A 19,498-nucleotide genomic window follows, 5' to 3' on the forward strand; every position below is an offset into this window, starting at 1 on the left:
AGCGTGGCGCTCTTGATGGAAGCGTTGTCGTGTTCTGCGATAACCAGTGCAGTCATGGAATTCCTTTCAGTTCAATGCTTGAGCGGCGCCGGGCCGCCCCAAGCCGCGAGGGCCCCCTTGGGGGGCAGCGGACCTTGCGCATGCAAGGGGAGCGTGGGGGCCTGTTGCTTTAGATCACTTTGGCTTCGTTCTTGAGCTTGCTGACCAGGGTCGCCACATCGGGCACCTTCACGCCAGCGCCGCGCTTGGCGGGCTCGGCCACCTTGAGCGTCTTCAGGCGCGGGGCGACATCGACGCCCAGCTCTTCAGGCTTGACGGTGTCCAGCTGCTTTTTCTTGGCCTTCATGATGTTGGGCAGCGTGACGTAGCGCGGCTCGTTCAGGCGCAGGTCGGTGGTGATGACGGCCGGCAGGCTCAGGGCCAGGGTTTCCAGGCCGCCGTCCACTTCACGCGTGACATTCACCTTGTCGCCAGCGACTTCGACCTTGGAGGCGAAGGTGGCTTGCGGCAGGTCGGCCAGGGCCGCCAGCATCTGGCCGGTCTGGTTGGCATCGTCGTCGATGGCCTGCTTGCCCAGGATGATCAGGCCGGGCTGCTCCTTGTCGACCAACGCCTTGAGCAGCTTGGCGACGGCCAGGGGCTGCAGCTCCTCGGTGGTCTCCACCAGGATGCCGCGGTCGGCACCGATGGCCATGGCCGTGCGCAGGGTTTCCTGGCACTGGGCCACGCCGCAGGAGACGGCGATGACTTCGGTGACCACGCCCTTTTCCTTGAGGCGAACGGCTTCTTCGACGGCGATTTCGTCAAAGGGGTTCATGCTCATCTTGACGTTGGCGATGTCCACGCCCGTGCCGTCCGACTTCACGCGGACCTTCACGTTGTAGTCCACGACACGTTTGACGGGTACAAGGATTTTCATGAGAAAGCTCTTTCCTGGTTTTTGAAGTACGACCTACGCAAGAAGGAACAAGGCAAGCGGCTTGCCATGGGGCGCAGCACGTTGTCGCATCCTGTTTGCGTAAGTCCTGTGAAGATGGGCGGTCAGCGGGCCAGGCCGGCCAACCGCTCGTTGATCAGTGCATGGGCCTGGTCCATGATGCCGGAGATCAGCTGCTGGACCGTGGGCACGTCGTGGATCAGGCCGGCCACCATGCCACAGGACCAGACGCCTGCGTCCATGTCGCCGTCATGCATGATGCGCGGATAGACGCCGGCCACCTCGGGCGCGATGTCGGCAAAGGTGATGGCCGCTCCCAGCTCGCGCTCCTTTTGCAGCAGGCGCTCGGTGGCCGGGTTGGTCAGCACGCGCTCGGTGTTGCGCAGCGGACGCATGACCAAGCGCGTGTCCAGCTCGCTGGCCGCGACGATGGCCTGCTTGACGTTGTCGTGCACGGGCGCTTCCTGGGTGGCGATGAAGCGCGTGCCCATGTTGATGCCCTCGGCGCCCAGCGCCAGCGCAGCCACCAGAGAGCGGCCGTCGGCCATGCCGCCCGAGGCGACGAAGGGAATCTTCAGTTCTTCGGCCGCGCGCGGCAGCAGGATGAAATTGGGGATGTCGTCCTCGCCCGGATGGCCGCCGCATTCGAAGCCGTCCACGCTGATGGCGTCGCAGCCGATGGCCTCGGCCTTGAGCGCATGGCGCACCGAGGTGCACTTGTGGATGACCTTGATGCCGGCTTCCTTGAGCGCGGGCAGCCATTTCTGCGGGTTGTTGCCCGCCGTCTCCACGACCTTGACGCCGCCTTCGATGATGGCCTTGACGTAGCCCGGGTAGTCGGGCGGGTTGACCGAGGGCAGGAAGGTCAGGTTGACGCCGAAGGGCTTGTCCGTCATCTCGCGGCAGCGCGCGATCTCGCGCGCCAGCAGTTCGGGCGTGCGCTGGGTCAGGCCCGTGATCAGCCCCAGGCCGCCCGCGTTGGAGACGGCGGCGGCCAGCTCGGCCAGGCCCACATGGTGCATGCCGCCCTGGATGATGGGGTGCTCTATGCCAAAGAGTTCGGTGATGCGTGTCTTCATGTCGATGTCACTCCACTGCAATGCCCTTGTCGCGGATCAGCTGGCCCCAGCGCGTGTAGTCCTGCTGGATGCGCTGGCCCAGCTGGGCGGGGTTCTGGAAGGCGGCGATGGCGCCTGCGTTGAGCAGCTTGTCCTGGATGTCCTTGTCGGCCAGGATCTGCTGCACTTCGCTGGCGATGCGATCGACCACGGCCTTGGGCGTGCCCTTGGGCGCCAGCAGGCCGCCCCAGGAGACGGCGTCGTAGCCCTTGATGCCCTGCTCGGCAATGGTCTTGGTGTCGGGCAGCATGGCCACGCGCTGGGGCGAGCCCACGGCGATGGCGCGCAGCTTGCCGGCCTGGATGTGGGGCAGCGCGGCCACGAGGTCGGCATACATGATGGGCACCTGGCCGCCGATGGTGTCGGTGATGGCGGGCACGCCGCCCTTGTAGGGCACGTGCTGCATGTCGAAGCCGGCCATCTGCTTGAGCAGCTCCATGCTCAGGTGGCCGAAGCTGCCGGCGCCCGAGCTGGTGTAGTTGAGCGCGACCTTCTGCGCCTTGGCGTGGGCGATCAGGCTCTTGAGGTCGGTGACATCGGGCAGCAGCGTGGGGTTGACCACGATGACGATGGGCAGGTCATAGACCGTGGCCACGGGCGTGAAGTCCTTGACGGTGTCGTAGCCGGCCTTCTTGTACAGGTGCGGCGCCAGCAGCGTGGGCGTGGCCAGCATCATCAGCGTGTAGCCGTCGGCCGGGCTCTTGGCGACCTGCACGGCCGCGATGGAGCCGGAGGCGCCAGGGCGGTTTTCCACCACCACGGTCTGCTTGAGGCGCTCGCCCAGCTTCTGGCCCACGATGCGCGATGCCGTGTCGGTGGGGCCGCCCGCCGGGAAGGGAACGACCAGCCGCAGCATCTTGCTGGGCCAGCCGGTCTCGGCCAGGGCGCCGCCGGCCAGGCCGGCCAGCAGCGGGGCTGCGGCCAGGGCCAGAACGCTGCGCCGCGTGGGGCGTGCCGGGGATGCGGGATTGCGCGTGTACATGAAGTCTCCTCTCAAAGCTGTCTCAGCAGTCGTCGGTGGCGGCCCGCTACCGCGGGCCGGAAAAATCAATCAAGCTTCGCGCCGGCTTCTTCCACCAGCGCCTTCCAGATCGGCATGTCGCGCTGGTAGTTCTCGCGGAAGGCCTGCGGGCTGTTCATCAGCGGCATGAAGCCTGCGCCCACGGTGCGCTCCAGCACCTTGGGGTCCTTGGCGATTTCGCGCAGGTGGCCGTAGAGCTGGTCCACGATCTCCTTGGGCACGCCGGCCGGCGCGCCCATGGCCACCCAGCCGTAGATGGCGTAGGCGTCGTCGGTGACGCCCTGTTCATGGATGGTGGGCAGCTTGGGCAGGATTTCCATGCGCTCCTTGCCCGTGACGCCGATGGCCTTGAGCTTGCCCGAGTCGATGAAGGGCTTGGTGTTGAGCGCGCTGGAAAAGCACATCTGCAGCTGGCCGCCGATCAGCTCCTGGATCATGGGTGCCTCGCCCTTGTAGGCGGCGTGGGTCATGTCGGCGTCCATGGTCTTGCTCATGTAGGCACCGGCCAGGTGGGCATACGAGCCCACGCCCCAGGAGCCGTAAGAGAGCTTGCCCTTGTTGGCCTTCACGTAGGCCAGCAGCTCCTTCATGTTGTTGGCCGGCACCGAGGGATGGACCACCAGGGTGACGGGCGCCGCTGCGATCTGGGTGACCAGGGCGATGTCCTTTTGCGGGTTGTAGGGCAGCTTGGTGTAGAGGAACTGGTTGATCAGCATGGAGGTGCTGAGCGAGACCAGCAGGGTGTGGCCGTCGGCGGGCGCCTTGACCACGGCGTCCGTGCCCAGGATGCCGGCCGCGCCCGCGCGGTTGTCGATGACCACGGGCTGGCCCACGCGCCTGGCCAGGGCCTCGCCGATGGTGCGCGCAATGATGTCGGTGGCGCCGCCCGCGTTGAAGGGCACGACCACGCGGATGGGCTTGGTGGGCCACGCTGCCGGCTTGCCGGCCTGTGCGAGGGCGCTGGTGGCGCCCGTGGCCAGCAGGCTGGTGCCGCCGATGGCGGCCAGCCCTTGAAGAATGTCGCGGCGTGTGACTTGGTTGCTCATGGCTTTGTCTCCTGGGTGTTGCTGTCTATGGGTGCCGTCTTGGTGCGGCATGCAAACCTGGCGGGTCGGGAGCCGGGCATCAATGGCCCCCGTGGAATCAGTCGCGTGATCGGTCCTCTTATCCCTGTTGCGCGGGGGTCTCGGGCAGGGTCAGCACGCCCTTGGACTGCAGCTGCTGCAGCTGCTCGTCGCTCAGGCTCAGCAGCCGGTGCAGCACCTCGCGCGTGCCCTCGCCCAGCGTGGGCGGTGCATGGCGGATGGGCAGGCGCTGGCCGTCCAGGCGGTAGGGCGGCGCGAACACGGGCGTGGTGCCGACCACGGGGTGGGGCATGTCACGCAGCAGGCCGCCACGGCGCGTGCGCTCGCTGGTCAGGGCCTCGTGCAGGCCGGCCACACGGCCGCAGGGGATGCCGGCGGCCGTCAGGCGCTCCAGCAGCAGATCGCGCGGGAAGGAGCGGATCAGTTCCTTGAGCATGGGGCCCAGCTCCAGGCGGTTCTTGGCGCGGTTGACGTTGGTGGAGAAACGCTCGTCCTCGACGATGTCGGGGCGCATCACCACCTGGCGGCAGAACTTGTCGAACTGGGCGTTGTTGCCCACGGCGATGATCAGCGGGCCGTCGGCCGCCTCATACATGCCGTAGGGAACGATGGAGGGGTGGGCATTGCCGTAGCGCTCGGGGTCATGGCCCAGCTGCATGGCGTCCAGGCCGTAGTAGCCGGTAATCATGATGCCGCTGTCGTACAGCGCCATCTCGATGAGGCGGCCCTTGCCCGTGCGCTCGCGGCGGAACAGCGCGGCCAGGATGGCCTGGGCCGCGTACATGCCGGTCATGAGATCGACCACGGCCACGCCGAACTTGAGCGGCGGCGTGCCGGCCTCGCCGTTGAGCGCCATGAGGCCGGCCTCGCCCTGGATGACCAGGTCGTAGCCGGGGCGCTTGGCCTCGGGGCCGCTGCTGTCATAGCCGGCCACGGCGCAGTAGATGATGCCGGGCTTGATGGCCTTGAGCTGTTCGTAGCCCAGGCCCAGCTTCTCGGCGCCGCCGGTCTTGAAGTTGTGGATGATCACGTCGAACTGGGGCAGCAGGTCGTGGACGATCTTCACGCCCTCGGGGGTCTGCAGGTCCAGCGTGATGGACCGCTTGTTGCGGTTCATGCTGTTGTAGTAGGTGGTCTCGGTCTTGCCGATGCGCAGGCCCCAGTCGCGCGTGTCGTCGCCGCGGCCCGGGTGCTCGACCTTGACCACTTCGGCGCCGAAGTCGGCCAGCACCATGCCGCACAGCGGCCCCGCGAACACGCGCGAGAGGTCGAGCACGCGCACACCCTCCAGCGGGAAGTCGATGTCCTGGTTCTGATCGTTGTGGCTGTCGGCCATGTGCGTTGTCTCCTTGGAAAGTCTTTTAGGTCTTGAGCGGTTTCAGCCGCGCAGCTTGGTGAAGTCGGCAGCGCGCTTTTCGAGGAAGGCGCCAATGCCTTCGCGCGATTCCTCGCTCTCCTGCGAGCGCACCATGTACTGCGCCTCCAGCTCCAGCTGCTCTTCCAGCGTGTTGCGCGGCGCCTGGCGGCACAGGTCCTTGATCAGGGCCATGGCCTGATCGGGGCCGGTGGCCACCTGGGCGGCCAGCGCCACGGCGTCGGCCTGGGCCTGGCCCGGTTCGGACAGGCGGTTGACGGGGCCCAGGGCATGCAGGCGCTCGCCGCTGATGCGCTCGCCGGTCAGGCACAGCTCGGTCAGCACCTGGCGCGAGACGAACTCGGCCAGGAAAGCGGTGGCGCCGCCATCGGGCGTGAGGCCGACCTTGACGTAGGCGACCGAGAACACGGCGTTCTTCGCCGCCACCAGCATGTCGCAGGCCAGGGCCAGCGACAGGCCCGCGCCGGCCGCCGCGCCTTCGACGGCGGCGATCACGGGCTTGGGAAAGTCGCGCACGCTGCGGATCAGGTCATGCAGGCCTTCGAGCTTGGCGCGTCGCTCCTGCACCGGCAGCTCGCGGCGCTTGGCCAGCTGGCGCAGGTCGCCGCCCGCGCAGAAGTGGCCGCCCTCGCCCGTGAGCACCACGGCGCCCACGGTGGGGTCGGTCGCCGCGCTCTTGAGCGCCGCCGAGACGGCCGCGTAGAACTCGGGCGACAGCGCATTGCGCGCAGCCACGTTGTTGTTGGACAGCACCAGCACGGCGCCTTCGCGGCGGGTCAGCAGGACTTGGTTCGCTTCGGTCATGGCGGCTTTCCTTGGCTCAGTGTTGCGAGCCGAGTGCGATGTAACGCGACAGATGGTGGTCCTCGTCGCCGAACTGGTGGTCGATCATGACCAAGCGCTTGGCGTAGTGGGCCAGGGGCAGCTCCCAGGTCATGCCGATGCCGCCATGCATCTGGATGCTTTCCTCGGCCACCAGGGTGCCGATGCGGCCGATGCTGTACTTGGCGGCCGACAGGGCCTTCTCGCGCGCCACGCGGTCTTCGTCCGCAATGGCGGCGGCCGCGTTGATCACGGCCGAGCGCGCCTGCTCCACTTCCAGCAGCAGGTCGGCCATGCGGTGCTGCAGGGCCTGGAAGCTGCCGATGGGCACGCCGAACTGCTTGCGCGTGCGCAGGTACTCCAGCGTCTGGTCCTTGGCCACGTCCATGGCGCCCACGGCCTCGGCGGTCAGCGCCAGCACGGCGTAGCCGCTGATACGTTCCAGCAGGGACAGGCCCCGGCCCTCTTCGCCCAGCAGGGCGTCTGCGCCGACCTGCACCTTGTCCAGCACCAGCTCGGCCGCGCGGCCGCCCTCGATGCGGTTGTAGCCGCGCTTTTGGATGCCTGCGGCAGTGCCGGGGACCAGGAACAGGCTGATGCCGGCCTCGTCGTACTGGCTGCCCGAGGTGCGGGCCGAGACCAGCAGCAGGTCGGCCTTCTCGCCGAAGGCGACCACGCCCTTGGCGCCGTTCAGCACCCAGCCGTCGCCGCTGCGCACGGCCGTGGTGGCGACGTTGTTGAGCTCGTAGTGGCTGCCGGGCTCGTCATGGGCCAGGGCCGCAATGGACGTGCCGCCGATGATGGCTGCCAGCTGTTCCTTTTGCGCATCGCTGCCGGCCGCGATCAGGGCCTGGCCCACGACCAGGGCGCCCAGCAGCGGCTCGGCCACCAGGCCGCGGCCCAGGCATTCGAAGACCACGCTGATGTCGAAGCCCTGGCCGCCGAAGCCGCCAGCGTCTTCCGGGAACAGCGCGCCGATGGCGCCGATGTCCGCGAACTGCCCGTACAGCAGCGGGCTGTGGCCTTCCTCGCCATAGGCGACGTGGTTGCGCGCCTCGATGGCGTACTGCTCGGAGACGAAGCGGTTGAGGCTGTCCGCCAGCATGCGGCGGTCTTCGGTGTGTTCGAAGTTCATGTTCCGTTTTCCTTGCTGCCGATCACAGGCCCAAGATCATCTTGGAGATGATGTTCTTCTGGATTTCGTTGGAGCCGCCGAAGATCGACAGCTTGCGGTAGTTGAAGTACGCGGCGGCGGCCGTGGCGGCAGCCGCGTCGCCGATGGCAGGCTGGTCGTAGCCGGCCTGCAGGGCCTCTTCGATGAAGGGCGCGGCGTAGGGTCCCATGGCGCGGCGCACCAGGGACAGGATTTCCTGGCGGATCTCGGTGCCGCGGATCTTGAGCATGGAGCTTTCGGCGCCCGGCACGCCGCCGCCGGCCACGGCGGCGATCACGCGCAGGTTGGTGGTCTTCATGTTCTCCAGGTCGATCTCGACCTTGGCCAAGCGGGCCGCGAACAGCGGGTCCTGCGTCAGCGGCTTGCCGTTGCGCAGCATGCGGCCGGCGACGGCCTTGAGCTTTTCCAGGCCGGCCACCGAGAAGCCCACGCCCGCGATGTTGGTGCGCTCGTAGGTCAGCAGGTACTTGGCGTAGGTCCAGCCCTTGTTCTCCTCGCCGACCAGGTTCTCCACGGGCACCCTGACGTCGGTGAAGAAGACTTCGTTGACCTCGTGCTCGCCGTCCAGCGTGATGATGGGGCGCACTTCCACGCCGGGCGAGTTCATGTCCACCAGCAGGAAGCTGATGCCCTGCTGCGCCTTGGCCTCGCGGTTGGTGCGCACCAGGCAGAAGATCATGTTGGCGTGCTGGCCCAGCGTGGTCCAGGTCTTCTGGCCGTTGACGATGTAGTGATCGCCATCGCGCACGGCAGACGTCTTGACCGAGGCCAGGTCCGAGCCCGAACCCGGCTCCGAATAGCCCTGGCACCACCAGTCGGCGCCATTGAGGATGCGCGGCAGCCAGTGGGCCTTCTGCGCCTCGTTGCCGTACTTGATCAGGACGGGGCCCAGCATGCTCAGCCCGAAGGGCACGATGCGCGGCGTGCCCGCCAGCGCGCATTCATGCTCGAAGATGAATTTCTGCACCGCGCTCCAGCCCGGGCCGCCGTGCTGCTCGGGCCAGTGGTTGGCCAGCCAGCCGCGCTCGTTGAGGATGGCGTGCCAGCGCTCCATGTCCTGCTTGGTCAGCTGCAGGCCGTTCTTGACCTTGTGCGACAGGTCCTCGGGCAGCTTGTCCTTGAGGAAGCCGCGAACCTCGTCGCGGAAGGCCAGTTCTTCAGTCGTAAATTGCAAATCCATTGCTATTCCCCAGTAATCCGTGGCGTTGTAAGCCGTTTGCAGCCCTGAAATTGGCGTTCCCTAAGCGAGGGACGCCGAGCAAGGGCCGCCCCGCAGCAAGGGCGTCGTTCCCCTCCCGCGAAGCGAGAGAGGGGGAAGCGGCGCCAGCCGCTCAGGGGGTGCTTATTCAATAAATTTCGAACAGGCCTGCGGCGCCCATGCCACCAGCGATGCACATGGTGACCACGCCCCACTTGACTGACGCGTCCCGGGCCTTGCGGCGCCGGCCTTCCAGCAGGATGTGGCCGGCAAGGCGCGCACCCGTCATGCCGAAGGGATGGCCGATGGAGATGGCGCCGCCGTTGACGTTCAGGCGCTCGTTGGGAATGCCCAGCTTGCGCTGGCAGTACAGGGCCTGTGAGGCGAAGGCCTCGTTGAGTTCCCACAGGTCGATGTCCTCGACCTTGAGGCCGTGGCGTGCCAGCAGCTTGGGGACCGCGAAGACGGGGCCGATGCCCATTTCGTCAGGCTCGCAGCCGGCCACGGCAAAGCCGCGGAAGGCGCCCAGCGGGGACAGGCCCAGGCGCTCGGCCTGCCTGGCCTCCATCAGCACGCAGGCCGACGATCCATCGGACAGCTGCGAGGCATTGCCGGCCGTGATGAACTGGTCCGGGCCCTTGACGGGTTCCAGCTTGGCCAGGCCTTCCAACGTGGTGGAGGCGCGGTTGCAGTTGTCCTTGGTGGCGACCACGTCGCGGTAGGTAATCTCGCCCGTGTCCTTGTTCTTCTCGGCCATGCGCGTGGCGCAGGCAATGATTTCGTCCTTGAACAGGTCGGCGGCCTGGGCGGCGGCCGTGCGCTGCTGGCTTTGCAGCGAGAAGGCGTCCTGGTCCTCGCGGCTGATGCCGTAGCGGCGCGCCACGATGTCGGCCGTGTCGATCATGGCCATGTACAGCGCGGGCTTGTGCTCGACCAGCCAGGGGTCCATGTCGGTGGGCAGGTTGTTGCCGGGGCGGATGCCCGAGATGGTCTCGATGCCGCCGGCCAGCATGGCGTCCACGCCCTCGGCCACGATGCGGCCCGCCGCGATGGCGATGGACTGCAGGCCCGAGGCGCAAAAGCGCGTGATGGTCGTGCCCGCGATGGACAGGGGCAGCTCGGCGCGCAGCACGGTCTGGCGGCCCAGGTTGCGGCCCTGGAAGCCGTCGGGGTTGCCGCAGCCCAGGATCAGGTCCTCGATCATGGCCGGGTCGATGCCCGAGCGCTCGACCGCGGCCTTGACCGAGAAGGCCGCCAGCTGGGCGGCGGGCGTGACGTTGAACTCGCCGCGGTGCGACTTGGTCAGGGGCGTGCGGGCAGTGGAAACGATGACGGCTTCGCGCATGGTCGGTCCTTGCTTGTCTCTTGGGAATTTCTATTACTTGTTGCCGGCGCGGCTCAGTCGGGGACACCGAGGAAGGGCCTACGCCGGCCGCGCCACCCCACACCGAGGGTGTCGTCCCCCTCCCGCGTAGCGAGAGAGGGGGAAGCCGCGCAGCGGCTCAGGGGGTGATCAGTTACGCTGCCTTGTTCAGGCTTTCGAAATCGCGGCCTTCTGCCACGAGCTTTTCGAGCAGGGGAGCGGGCTTCCAGAACAGCGCGTCTTCCTTGGCGAATTCGCGGATGTCGGCCAGCACCTTGTCCAGACCTTGCATGTCGGCCCACTTCATGGGGCCGCCACGAAAGCGCGGGAAGCCGTAGCCGGACAGGAAGGTCACGTCCACATCCAGCGGGCGCAGGGCAATGCCCTCCTCCACCACCTTGGCGCCTTCGTTGACCATGGCGGCCATGTAGCGGCGCATGATTTCCTCAGGGGTGAATTGGCGCGGCGTCACGCCCTTCTTGGCGCGCTCGGCATCGACGATGGCCAGCACTTCGGGGTCGGGCTGGCCGACGCGCGCGCCCTGCGGGTAGAGGTAGAAGCCACGGCCCGTCTTCTGGCCGAACCAGCCGCGCTCGCAGACGCGGTCGGCCACTTCGACGTATCGGGCCTTGGGATCGCGCGTTGCAGCACGCCGCTTGCGCGTGGCCCAGCCGATGTCGCCGCCGGCCAGGTCGGTGACCTGGAACGGGCCCATCGGGTAGCCGAAGCCGCGCACGGCCTCGTCGATCTCGTAGGGGCTGGCGCCGTCTTCCATGATGTAGTCGGCAGCCTGCTTGTAGACGGCCAGGATGCGGTTGCCGATGAAGCCGTCGCAGACGCCGGCGCGCACGGGCACCTTCTTCATGCGCTTGGCCAGCTCGAAGGCCGTGGTCACCACGTCGGGCGCCACCTTGGCGGGCACCACGATCTCCAGCAGCTTCATGATGTTGGCGGGGCTGAAGAAGTGCAGGCCGATCACGTCCTGCGGGCGCGAGGTGGCGGCGGCAATGGCGTCGATGTCCAGGTAGGAGGTGTTGGTGGCCAGCACGGCGCCGGGCTTGCAGACGCGGTCCAGTTCCTTGAACACGGCCTTCTTGACTTCGAGGTCCTCGAACACGGCCTCGATCACCAGGTCCACATCCTTGATGTCGTCATAGGAGGTGCTGGGCGTGTAGCGCGCCATGACGGCGGCCTTGGCCTCCTCGGTCATGCGGCCCTTGGCGATCAGGCCGTTGTAGACCTTCTCCACATTGGCCTGGCCGCGCGCGATGGACTCGGCGTCGCGCTCGATCATGGTCACCGTGAGGCCCGCGTCCAGCGCGGACACCGTGATGCCGGCGCCCATGGTGCCGCCGCCGATGACGGCGATCTTGGCAAAGTGGCGCGGCGCAGCGGCCTTGGCTTCGGGAATCTTGGCGGTTTCGCGCTCGGCGAAGAAGGCGTGGATCAGGCCGGCGCGCTGCGGGCTGTTCAGGCACTCCACGAACAGGGCGCGCTCCTTGGCGATGCCTTCGTCGAAGGGCAGCTCCACGGCGGCGCGCACGCATTCCACGATCTTCAGCGGCGAGAACAGGCCGCGGCTCTTCTTGGCGGTGTCGGCGGCCAGTGCGTCGAGTTCGGCCAGGGCAGCAGCCTTGTCGGCGATTTCAATGTCACGCGTGCGGCGCGGCGCGGTATTGGTTGCCAGCAGTTCGTTGGCGTAGGCCAGGCCTGCGGCCGTGGCATCCGTGCCGTCCACCAGCTTGTCCACCAGGCCGGCGGCGAGCGCGGCCTTGGCCGACAGGTGCTTGCCGCTGAGCATGAGGTCGGCGGCCGCCTTCACGCCCATCAGGCGCGGTGCGCGCTGCGTGCCGCCAGCGCCGGGCAGCAGGCCCAGGTTGACTTCGGGCAGGCCGAGCTTGGCAGCCGGCAAAGCCAGGCGATAGTGGGCCGACATGGCCACTTCCAGGCCGCCGCCCAAGGCCGGGCCATGGATGGCGGCGACCACGATCTTGTCGGAGGCTTCGAGACGATTGAGCACCTCGGGCAGCGAGGGCGGCATGGCGGGCTTGCCGAATTCGCGGATGTCTGCTCCGGCGATGAAGGCCTTGCCCTCACCCACGATGAGCACGGCCTTGACGGCGGCATCCGATTCGGCCTGCTCCACGGCAGCCAGCAGGCCGGCGCGCACGGCCTGGCCCAGGGCATTCACGGGGGGGTTGTTGATGCTGACCACCAGCACGGCGCCGTCAAGGCGGGTCTGGACCACGGAAGCCTGGGCTTGTTCGCTCATCTGCATGTCTCCGAACTTGGGTTTTCCACTCAAAACATCCATTCTTGCCACGACAATGGTTCTTTACAATCCCATGAATGATTGACAGACTGTAAAAACGTATTTGACAGTGTTGAACACCCCCTGAGGCGCTTGCGCGCCTTCCCCCTCTCTGCTTGCTTCGCAAGGGAGGGGGACGACAGCCTCGGTGCGGGGCGGCGCGGCCGGCGTAGGCCCTTCCTCGCTGCCCCTGGCTTTGGAGCGCGCCAGTTTCATAGGCTGTGGGCGAAGCAAAGTATCTGGACATACCTATGGATCTGAACTCGCTGACCCTGCTGGTGGAAATCATCGATAGCGGCAATCTGAGCCAGGCGGCGCGCAAGCTGAAGATGACGCGGGCCAATGTGAGCTATCACCTGACGCAGCTGGAAAAATCGGTGGGGGTGCAGCTGGTGCGGCGCACCACGCGGCGCGTGGAGCCTACCGAGGTGGGGATGCGGATGTACGAGCATGGCCGCGCGATCCAGAACGAGATGATGTCGGCGCGCGAGACGATCACGTCGCTGGGCCAGGGGATGGCAGGGCGCGTGGGGCTGAGCGTGCCCAGCGGCTATGGACAGATCGTGATGAGCGACTGGCTGATCGAGTTCAAGCGGCTGTATCCGGCCATCGTGCTGGATGTGCTGTTCGAGAACCGGGCCGACCATTTGCGCGACGAGGTGGACATCGCCATCCGCGTGATCCAGGAGCCGCCGCTGTCGGTGATTGCGCGCAGCCTGGGCAATGTGCACTACGTGGCCTGCGCCTCACGCGAGTATGCGCAGCAGCACGGCCTGCCCGCCACGCTGTACGAGCTGCGCAACAGCCCGCTGATCACGGCCGGCGTGATGGGCCGCCAGCTGCGCCTGTCGGCCTACCAGGGAACGGACCGCCAGGAGGTGCTGCTGGCGCCGACCATGATCTCCGAGCACTTCCCCTTCCTGCGCCAGGGCATTCTGGCGGGCCTGGGCGTGGGCCTGGTGCCCGACTACGTGGTGCAGGACAAGGTGGCCAGCGGCGAGGTGGTGCTGACCCTGCAGGAGTACCGCCTGAGCATCTTCGGCACCCACATGTACCTGCTGTACCTGCCCGACCGCCACCAGACGCGGGCCGTGCGCACCTGCATCGACTTCCTGCTGGCCAAGGCCGGCCAGGGTGGCAGCGCCGACGCCGCCGCCACCTGACTCAGCGGCGATACCAGCCGCCGGGACGCTGGTACCAGCCGCGCGGCCCATGGTCCCAGCGGTGCGGGCGCCAGGCATAGCCGGGATGCGGCGGCGCCGCCCAATAACCAGGACGCCAGGCATAACGGCCGCCACCCCAGCCCCAGGAGCCGCCGATCCAGACATGGACCGGCGAGGGAGCGACCGGAATGACCTCGGTCTGCACCGGCGGCGGCGCCATGGGCGCATAGACCACCTCGCCCGAAGGACCTACGGGATAGGCAGGCGCCACCACGCAGCCGGTCAACGCCACCGCAGCGGCAGCCAGGACCAGGGCCGGAACCAGGCGACGGCCCGGCGTTTGAATGAATACAGGCTTCACGATGCACTCCTGGCCGCGCTTAGTACGGCCATGCAGATACAACGAAAAAGCCCCTGCCGGTTGTTGACAGGGGCTTGTGAAGCCTGGGTAAAGATCAAGTCTGGCTGTACGTGGGGTTGAGACGGGCCCTACATCCAAGGGTTCAAGACGCGCACTCCATGAACTTGGAACGGCTCGAAGTCCTTGATGTTGCGGGTGACCACGCACAAGCCATGCACCTTCGCCGTGGCCGCGATCAGGCTGTCGGCCAGCGGCCGCGGCGCAGGCACGTGGTAGGCCGCATTTTCCATGGCCACCATCGCATCCACTGGCAGCACACGTCCCTGAAAGGCCGTGAACACGCGTTCCACCAGCCAGCGGCGCAGCACCTGCCCGGCAGCCGGGTCTTGCCGGGCTTTCAACTGCACGCCTTTCTCCAGCTCCATCAGCGTGATCGCGCTGATGAAAAGGGACTCGGCCGCGACCGATTGCGCCCAGGCCACAACGCCATCGTTCGCGCGGCCCGACGATGCCTTGCGCAGTTCGGAAACGATGTTGGAGTCCAACAGATACATCAGGACAGGTCCACGGCGCGCGGCAAATCCTTCGCGCGCTCAATGTCGAAATCGATATCGGCGGCCTCGGGCATGGCCAGCAATTGAAGAATGTTCCGGGTCTGCCCCGACAGTTCACGGAATTTCTCAATGCTCATCAGCACGTGGGCAGGTTGCCCCCGGTCCAGGATGTAGACCACGTCATCACCACTGGCCGCTTTCTTGGCAGCGGAAACATGCTGGTTGAATTCACGGCTGCTGAAGGTCGAAATCTGCATGACGCACCTCCGTCAAAGAAAATGCTTGTACGTTACTACATTCGCAAAAATGGAGTACCGGACAAGCATTTCTGATGGGGCTTCGGGAAGCGGAGCCCAGTCAATGACCGGGCCCCACTGGACAGGCTCCAGCGTGTCGAACCTGATCCTGAATCAGAGGTTCTGCGCGTTTTGCAGCGCGGCAATGCGCTCTTCGATCGGCGGGTGGGTCGAGAACAGCTTGCCGATGCCACCGGCAATGCCCATGGCGGCCACGCTCTTGGGCAGCTCGCCGGGGTGCATGCCGCCCAGGCGGGCCAGGGCGTTCATCATGGGCTGCTTGCGGCCCATGAGCTGGGCGGCGCCCGCGTCGGCGCGGAATTCGCGCTGGCGCGAGAACCAGGCCACGATGATGGCGGCCAGGAAGCCCAGCACGATGTCCAGCACGATGGTGGTCACGTAGTAGCCGATGCCGGGGCCCGAGCTGCTTTCGTCGTTCTTGCGCAGGAAGCTGTCCACGGCATAGCCGATGACGCGCGACAGGAAGACCACGAAGGTGTTCATCACGCCCTGGATCAGGGTCATGGTCACCATGTCGCCATTGGCGATGTGGGCGACCTCGTGGCCGATCACGGCCTCCACCTCTTCGCGCGTCATGCCTTCCAGCAGGCCCGTGGACACGGCCACCAGGGCCGAGTTCTTGAAGGCGCCTGTGGCGAAGGCATTGGGCTCGCCCTCGTAGATGCCGACTTCGGGCATGCCGATGCCGGCACGGTCGGCGAAGCCGCGCACGGTGTTGACGATCCAGGCCTCATCGGCGTTGCGCGGCTCATTGATCACGTGCACGCCCGAGCTCCACTTGGCCAGCGGCTTGGAGATCAGCAGCGAGATGATGGCGCCGCCAAAGCCCATGATGAAGGCGAAGCCCAGCAGGGCCCCGAGGTTCAGGCCATTGGAGGTCAGGAAGCGGTTGACGCCCAGCAGGCTGGCGACGATGCCCAGCACCACCACGACGGCGACGTTGGTCAATAGAAAAAGTGCGATGCGTTTCATCAGTGGGTTCTCCACAAAGTGGGGAAAGGGGGAAGGATCTGGGCCCTGCAGCGTTGAAAAGTGAGGGCCGCACCGGCTGTTTTCAAGCCGGGTCCTGCGCCGTTGTCATTCCTTGTTGTGATGCTTGTACGGAACGGGGCGCCCGGAACACGAGAGAGTCATCATAGAAGGAAAAGTTCTCGTTTTCGCGCCACCAGCCGGGCACGCCCAGCACCGGCAAGGGCGCAAAAGGCTTGGCCGCCAGCGTGTCCGGCTCCAGCCAGGCGCTGGCGGCCAGCCAGGCGTCGATATCCGCTGCGCCAGAAGCCGGCGTGACGCCTGCACCATCCGTGTGCACGCACAGCACATGGGCCGTGATGGGCTTGCGCGGCTGCACCAGCTTTTCCAGCAGCGCATGGCCTATGGGCAGCAGCCTGGCCTGGCGCCATAGTGCGCGCTGCTCCACGAAGAGCTGGTGCCAGCGCCGGTGGCGCAGCGCCTCGCACAGCGCGGCCGGCGCCAGCAGCAGGGCGCCGTTCTCGTCCAGCACGGTGACGGCATCGCGCAGCGGCCCGCGCTGCGCGCCCACGCCCGCCTGGGCAATGGCGCCGGCCTGCAGGGCATTGCAGCGCTGCTTGAGCGCGGGCCAGCGCAGCCAGATCAGGCCGTTGAAGAAGTCATGCAGGTTGTCGCGCGTGGGAATGCAGCGCGTCTCGAAGATGAATTGCTCGTAGGCCATGCCTTCGGGCAGGTCGTGCTGGGGCACAAAGCGCCAGGGCAGCGCCTGTGCGTCGGCCAGTGACTGCAGGGCCTGCCAGACCGGCCGGCCCTGCGCCACCCGCTGGCAGGCCGCCCTGCCCTGCGTTTGCAGCCCCTGCAGCCAGGGCGCATTCCAGTCGATGGGAAACGTCAATTGCCGGACGGCCTGGACTGCGCCTTGGCCAGGCGCTTGTCACGCACGGCCACGCGCGAGGTGCCCTCGTCGCGCATCTCGAAGGCCTGCGTGGCCGCCAGCAGCTTGGTGAGCGTGGCATAGCCGTAGTTGCGCGCATCGAACGAGGCCTTGTTGCCGATCTGCGCGCCCACGGCGCCCACATGGGCCCAGCCGCTTTCGTCCTGCGTGGCGTTGACGGCGCTGCGCAGCATGTTCAGCAGGCGCGTGTCCTGGCGCAGCTCCTGCGAAGGAACGCGCAGGCAGGGGCGCTGCGGCTCGGGAACGGACAAGGAGGCAGGTGCCTGCTCGGCCTGGGCCGGCGCGCGTTCCTTGCCGGCACCGTTGGGCGGCTGGGGCACGGCGGCGGCCGATGCAGCCACGGGCGGCACCGCCGCCTGGCTTGCCTCATGCGCGGCGTCCTGGCCATTGCCGTTGGCGGGCGCCGCCTCGCCCAGCGCTTCCAGGTACAGGAAGCGCGAGCAGGCATTGACGAAGGGTTGGGGTGTCTGCGCCATGCCGAAGCCGTAGACGGCCGCGCCCTTGGAGCGCAGGTGCATCACCAGCGGGGTGAAGTCGGCGTCGGAGGAGACGATGCCGAAGGCGTCGGGCCGCTCGGTGTAGAGCAGCTCCATGGCGTCCACGGTCATCGCCATGTCGGTGGCGTTCTTGTGCTTGGAGTAGTCGAACTGCTGCATCGGCCGCAGTGCGAAATCCAGCAGCTTGCGCTGCCAGCCGCTGAGCGAATGCTTGGTCCAGTTGCCGTAGGCGCGGCGGATGTCGATGACGCCGAAGGTCGACAGCTCGGTCAGGATCTCGTCGATCATCTCGGCCGGCGCGTTGTCGGCGTCGATCAGCAGGGCGATGCGCGGTTGCGGCTCAGGCATGGCAATCCTCTGGCGGGTGGCAGTCCCGCCAGCTTAAACCAGCTTCCAGGGCAGGGCTTCGCCGGAGCGCAGCGGCTTCAGTTGCGCCTCGCCGAAGGCGAAGCTGTCCGGCGGCGTCCAGCTCTCGCGCACCAGGGTGATCTTGCCGGTGTTGCGCGGCAGGCTGTAGAAGTCCGGGCCGTTGAAGCTGGCGAAGGCTTCGAGCTTGTCCAGCGCGCCGGCATTGTCGAAGGCCTCGGCATACATCTCGATGGCGGCATGGGCGCTGTAGCAGCCCGCGCAGCCCGTGGCGTGTTCCTTGAGATGGGCCGCGTGCGGCGCGCTGTCCGTGCCCAGGAAGAACTTGGGCAGGCCGCTGGTGGCCGCCTCCACCAGGGCCAGGCGGTGCGTCTCGCGCTTAAGCACGGGCAGGCAGTAGTAGTGCGGACGGATGCCGCCCGTGAAGATGGCGTTGCGGTTGAACAGCAGATGCTGGGGCGTGATGGTGGCGCCCACGAAGCGGTCGGCCTCGGTCACGTACTGGGCGGCTTCGCGCGTGGTGATGTGCTCGAAGACGATCTTGAGTTCGGGGAAGTCGCGGCGCAGCGGGATCAGGTGCTGGTCGATGAAGGCGGCCTCGCGGTCGAACAGGTCGATGTCGCTGCTGGTGACTTCGCCGTGCACCAGCAGCAGCAGGCCTTCGCGCTGCATGGCTTGCAGCGTGGGGTAGATCTTGCGCAGGTCGGTGACGCCGTGGTCGCTGTTGGTGGTGGCGCCAGCCGGGTAGAGCTTGCAGGCCACGACGCCGGCCGCCTTGGCGCGCACGATTTCCTCGGGCGGCAGGTTGTCGGTGAGGTACAGCGTCATCAGCGGCTCGAAGGCCATGCCCTCGGGCACGGCCGAGAGGATGCGCTGCCTGTACTCCAGCGCCTGCTCGGCAGTGGTCACCGGCGGCTTGAGGTTGGGCATGATGATGGCGCGCGCAAACTGCGCGGCCGTATGCGGCACCACGCTGCGCATGGCTTCGCCATCGCGCACGTGCAGGTGCCAGTCATCGGGACGGGTGATCGTGAGGGTGTCGGTGGAGGCGGTCATGGTGCGCTATTGTCCCATTGCCGGGCCGGCTGCGGCCGCGCGCCCCAGGCCGGCAAGATCGACCAGCGTCAGCCGGCCATAGGCGGCCTGCAGCAGGCCGCGCTGCTCCAGCAGGCGCAGCTCCTTGTTGATGGTCTGGCGCGAGACCGACAGCATGGCGGCCAGGTCGCTCTGCGAGATGCGCAGCACCACGCCCTGCCCGTCGGGCGCGGGCTGGCCATGCGTTGGGGCCAGCCGCGCCAGCAGCTCGGCCACGCGGTTGTCGATGTTGCTGAAGGCGTGGCGCTGCTGGACGACGATCAGCTCGTGCATGCGCGCCAGCACCAGCAGGCAGATGTCCTTCCACAGCAGCGGATGGGCATCGAGCAGGGCCAGGAAAGACTCGCCGGGGATCTCCACCAGCACGGTGGGCTGGTGCGCGTGGTAGTCGTAGACGAATTGCGTGTGCTCCAGCAGCCGCGCCAGGCCCACGATGTCGCCCGCGCTGTGCATGGACAGCACGAAGCGCGAGCCCGTGGCGTCCACGCCGCCCACTTCCACGCAGCCCGAAGCCACCACCAGCACCTCGCGCCGCTTGGGGTCGGCGGCGCGCACCTGCTGGTGGCGCTCGTAGCGGCCCAGGCGGGACAGCGCCGTCAGCTCATCGAGCACCTCGGGCGGCCAGTTGCGCAGCATGCGGCACAGGCCCAGGGCGCGGCGGATCAGCGCCGAAGGGTCGGCCAGGGGAGCAGGCTTGGAGCGCATGGTTCTCTCACGATGTCGAAGGCCCCGGGTTAGTCCGGTGCCCATGTACCGCCATTTGTCAATGGCTTGACAGAGTGCATCCCCTGTCGCTCGGGATAGTAGCAAGCAAGCC

At 67.1% G+C, this 19,498-nt stretch carries 19 protein-coding genes; 1 reads left to right on the forward strand and 18 read right to left on the reverse strand.

The window, feature by feature from the left end; translation table 11 throughout:
• Positions 1-169 precede the first annotated feature (169 nt).
• The 10 genes from ACF8O7_RS00820 to ACF8O7_RS00865 form a co-directional block, all read right to left on the reverse strand.
• On the reverse strand, positions 170-919 hold the full coding sequence (locus ACF8O7_RS00820; RefSeq protein ID WP_070080669.1) for an electron transfer flavoprotein subunit beta/FixA family protein: 750 nt from the start codon (positions 917-919) through the stop codon (positions 170-172).
• Positions 920-1,041: 122 nt separating this feature from the next.
• Positions 1,042-2,016, reverse strand: a complete 975-nt coding sequence (locus tag ACF8O7_RS00825; protein WP_013804143.1) for a nitronate monooxygenase family protein — start codon at positions 2,014-2,016, stop codon at positions 1,042-1,044.
• A 7-nt stretch (positions 2,017-2,023) separates the two neighbouring features.
• Positions 2,024-3,037 (reverse strand): Bug family tripartite tricarboxylate transporter substrate binding protein, encoded by a 1,014-nt coding sequence (locus tag ACF8O7_RS00830; protein ID WP_392442034.1) that lies wholly within the window; start codon positions 3,035-3,037, stop codon positions 2,024-2,026.
• A 65-nt stretch (positions 3,038-3,102) separates the two neighbouring features.
• Positions 3,103-4,122: a tripartite tricarboxylate transporter substrate binding protein gene (locus ACF8O7_RS00835; protein ID WP_016450303.1), complete on the reverse strand. Its 1,020-nt coding sequence runs from the start codon at positions 4,120-4,122 to the stop codon at positions 3,103-3,105.
• A gap of 118 nt (positions 4,123-4,240) precedes the next feature.
• Entirely contained in the window at positions 4,241-5,497 is a 1,257-nt protein-coding gene (locus tag ACF8O7_RS00840) for a CaiB/BaiF CoA transferase family protein (RefSeq protein WP_392442037.1), read from the reverse strand.
• A gap of 42 nt (positions 5,498-5,539) precedes the next feature.
• Positions 5,540-6,340, reverse strand: coding sequence for an oxepin-CoA hydrolase, alternative type (locus tag ACF8O7_RS00845; protein WP_013804147.1), 801 nt, complete (start codon positions 6,338-6,340; stop codon positions 5,540-5,542).
• Between the two features lie 16 nt (positions 6,341-6,356).
• Positions 6,357-7,493 (reverse strand): acyl-CoA dehydrogenase family protein, encoded by a 1,137-nt coding sequence (locus ACF8O7_RS00850; RefSeq protein WP_392442040.1) that lies wholly within the window; start codon positions 7,491-7,493, stop codon positions 6,357-6,359.
• Positions 7,494-7,515: 22 nt separating this feature from the next.
• A complete protein-coding gene (locus ACF8O7_RS00855; RefSeq protein WP_016450299.1) occupies positions 7,516-8,712 on the reverse strand; it encodes an acyl-CoA dehydrogenase family protein in 1,197 nt (398 codons plus the stop codon).
• A 166-nt stretch (positions 8,713-8,878) separates the two neighbouring features.
• A complete protein-coding gene (locus ACF8O7_RS00860) occupies positions 8,879-10,075 on the reverse strand; it encodes an acetyl-CoA C-acyltransferase (protein ID WP_012203324.1) in 1,197 nt (398 codons plus the stop codon).
• Between the two features lie 172 nt (positions 10,076-10,247).
• A complete protein-coding gene (locus tag ACF8O7_RS00865) occupies positions 10,248-12,365 on the reverse strand; it encodes a 3-hydroxyacyl-CoA dehydrogenase NAD-binding domain-containing protein (protein ID WP_133073955.1) in 2,118 nt (705 codons plus the stop codon).
• A gap of 290 nt (positions 12,366-12,655) precedes the next feature.
• Here ACF8O7_RS00865 and ACF8O7_RS00870 point away from each other — a divergent pair, with 290 nt between their 5' ends.
• Complete coding sequence (locus ACF8O7_RS00870; protein ID WP_267178189.1) at positions 12,656-13,567, forward strand: LysR family transcriptional regulator; 912 nt, start codon at positions 12,656-12,658, stop codon at positions 13,565-13,567.
• A gap of 1 nt (position 13,568) precedes the next feature.
• Here the strand turns inward: ACF8O7_RS00870 and ACF8O7_RS00875 are convergent, their stop codons facing one another.
• From ACF8O7_RS00875 to ACF8O7_RS00910, 8 genes are all read right to left on the reverse strand, one after another.
• Positions 13,569-13,928, reverse strand: coding sequence for a YXWGXW repeat-containing protein (locus ACF8O7_RS00875; RefSeq protein WP_026062496.1), 360 nt, complete (start codon positions 13,926-13,928; stop codon positions 13,569-13,571).
• Positions 13,929-14,056: 128 nt separating this feature from the next.
• Positions 14,057-14,482: a type II toxin-antitoxin system VapC family toxin gene (locus ACF8O7_RS00880; protein WP_034365028.1), complete on the reverse strand. Its 426-nt coding sequence runs from the start codon at positions 14,480-14,482 to the stop codon at positions 14,057-14,059.
• Positions 14,482-14,739 carry a type II toxin-antitoxin system Phd/YefM family antitoxin gene (locus tag ACF8O7_RS00885; RefSeq protein ID WP_016450294.1) on the reverse strand — a complete coding sequence of 86 codons (258 nt, stop codon included), beginning with the start codon at positions 14,737-14,739 and terminating at the stop codon, positions 14,482-14,484. The genes ACF8O7_RS00880 and ACF8O7_RS00885 overlap by 1 nt, the downstream gene beginning before the upstream one ends.
• 153 nt (positions 14,740-14,892) lie before the next feature.
• On the reverse strand, positions 14,893-15,771 hold the full coding sequence (gene htpX, locus ACF8O7_RS00890; RefSeq protein WP_013804154.1) for a protease HtpX: 879 nt from the start codon (positions 15,769-15,771) through the stop codon (positions 14,893-14,895).
• A gap of 82 nt (positions 15,772-15,853) precedes the next feature.
• Positions 15,854-16,663, reverse strand: coding sequence for a DUF3025 domain-containing protein (locus tag ACF8O7_RS00895; protein WP_016451780.1), 810 nt, complete (start codon positions 16,661-16,663; stop codon positions 15,854-15,856).
• Positions 16,660-17,568, reverse strand: coding sequence for an NYN domain-containing protein (locus ACF8O7_RS00900; protein WP_043789946.1), 909 nt, complete (start codon positions 17,566-17,568; stop codon positions 16,660-16,662). Before ACF8O7_RS00900 ends, ACF8O7_RS00895 begins: the two co-directional genes overlap by 4 nt.
• A gap of 33 nt (positions 17,569-17,601) precedes the next feature.
• On the reverse strand, positions 17,602-18,642 hold the full coding sequence (pyrC, locus tag ACF8O7_RS00905) for a dihydroorotase (RefSeq protein WP_047469741.1): 1,041 nt from the start codon (positions 18,640-18,642) through the stop codon (positions 17,602-17,604).
• Between the two features lie 6 nt (positions 18,643-18,648).
• On the reverse strand, positions 18,649-19,386 hold the full coding sequence (locus ACF8O7_RS00910; RefSeq protein ID WP_310035855.1) for a Crp/Fnr family transcriptional regulator: 738 nt from the start codon (positions 19,384-19,386) through the stop codon (positions 18,649-18,651).
• Between the last annotated feature and the right edge of the window lie 112 nt (positions 19,387-19,498).

The sequence above is a fragment of the Delftia sp. WSY_16 genome, from assembly GCF_043104415.1.
In the GTDB taxonomy this organism is placed as follows: Bacteria; Pseudomonadota; Gammaproteobacteria; order Burkholderiales; family Burkholderiaceae_C; genus Comamonas; species Comamonas tsuruhatensis.

Bases quoted from the DNA above. Each gene is read 5' to 3' on its own strand.
- ACF8O7_RS00820 (WP_070080669.1), bottom strand. From the start codon at position 919: ATGAAAATCCTTGTACCCGTCAAACGTGTCGTGGACTACAACGTGAAG.
- ACF8O7_RS00825 (WP_013804143.1), bottom strand. From the start codon at position 2,016: ATGAAGACACGCATCACCGAACTCTTTGGCATAGAGCACCCCATCATC.
- ACF8O7_RS00830 (WP_392442034.1), bottom strand. From the start codon at position 3,037: ATGTACACGCGCAATCCCGCATCCCCGGCACGCCCCACGCGGCGCAGC.
- ACF8O7_RS00835 (WP_016450303.1), bottom strand. From the start codon at position 4,122: ATGAGCAACCAAGTCACACGCCGCGACATTCTTCAAGGGCTGGCCGCC.
- ACF8O7_RS00840 (WP_392442037.1), bottom strand. From the start codon at position 5,497: ATGGCCGACAGCCACAACGATCAGAACCAGGACATCGACTTCCCGCTG.
- ACF8O7_RS00845 (WP_013804147.1), bottom strand. From the start codon at position 6,340: ATGACCGAAGCGAACCAAGTCCTGCTGACCCGCCGCGAAGGCGCCGTG.
- ACF8O7_RS00850 (WP_392442040.1), bottom strand. From the start codon at position 7,493: ATGAACTTCGAACACACCGAAGACCGCCGCATGCTGGCGGACAGCCTC.
- ACF8O7_RS00855 (WP_016450299.1), bottom strand. From the start codon at position 8,712: ATGGATTTGCAATTTACGACTGAAGAACTGGCCTTCCGCGACGAGGTT.
- ACF8O7_RS00860 (WP_012203324.1), bottom strand. From the start codon at position 10,075: ATGCGCGAAGCCGTCATCGTTTCCACTGCCCGCACGCCCCTGACCAAG.
- ACF8O7_RS00865 (WP_133073955.1), bottom strand. From the start codon at position 12,365: ATGAGCGAACAAGCCCAGGCTTCCGTGGTCCAGACCCGCCTTGACGGC.
- ACF8O7_RS00870 (WP_267178189.1), top strand. From the start codon at position 12,656: ATGGATCTGAACTCGCTGACCCTGCTGGTGGAAATCATCGATAGCGGC.
- ACF8O7_RS00880 (WP_034365028.1), bottom strand. From the start codon at position 14,482: ATGTATCTGTTGGACTCCAACATCGTTTCCGAACTGCGCAAGGCATCG.
- ACF8O7_RS00885 (WP_016450294.1), bottom strand. From the start codon at position 14,739: ATGCAGATTTCGACCTTCAGCAGCCGTGAATTCAACCAGCATGTTTCC.
- htpX (WP_013804154.1), bottom strand. From the start codon at position 15,771: ATGAAACGCATCGCACTTTTTCTATTGACCAACGTCGCCGTCGTGGTG.
- ACF8O7_RS00900 (WP_043789946.1), bottom strand. From the start codon at position 17,568: ATGCCTGAGCCGCAACCGCGCATCGCCCTGCTGATCGACGCCGACAAC.
- pyrC (WP_047469741.1), bottom strand. From the start codon at position 18,642: ATGACCGCCTCCACCGACACCCTCACGATCACCCGTCCCGATGACTGG.
- ACF8O7_RS00910 (WP_310035855.1), bottom strand. From the start codon at position 19,386: ATGCGCTCCAAGCCTGCTCCCCTGGCCGACCCTTCGGCGCTGATCCGC.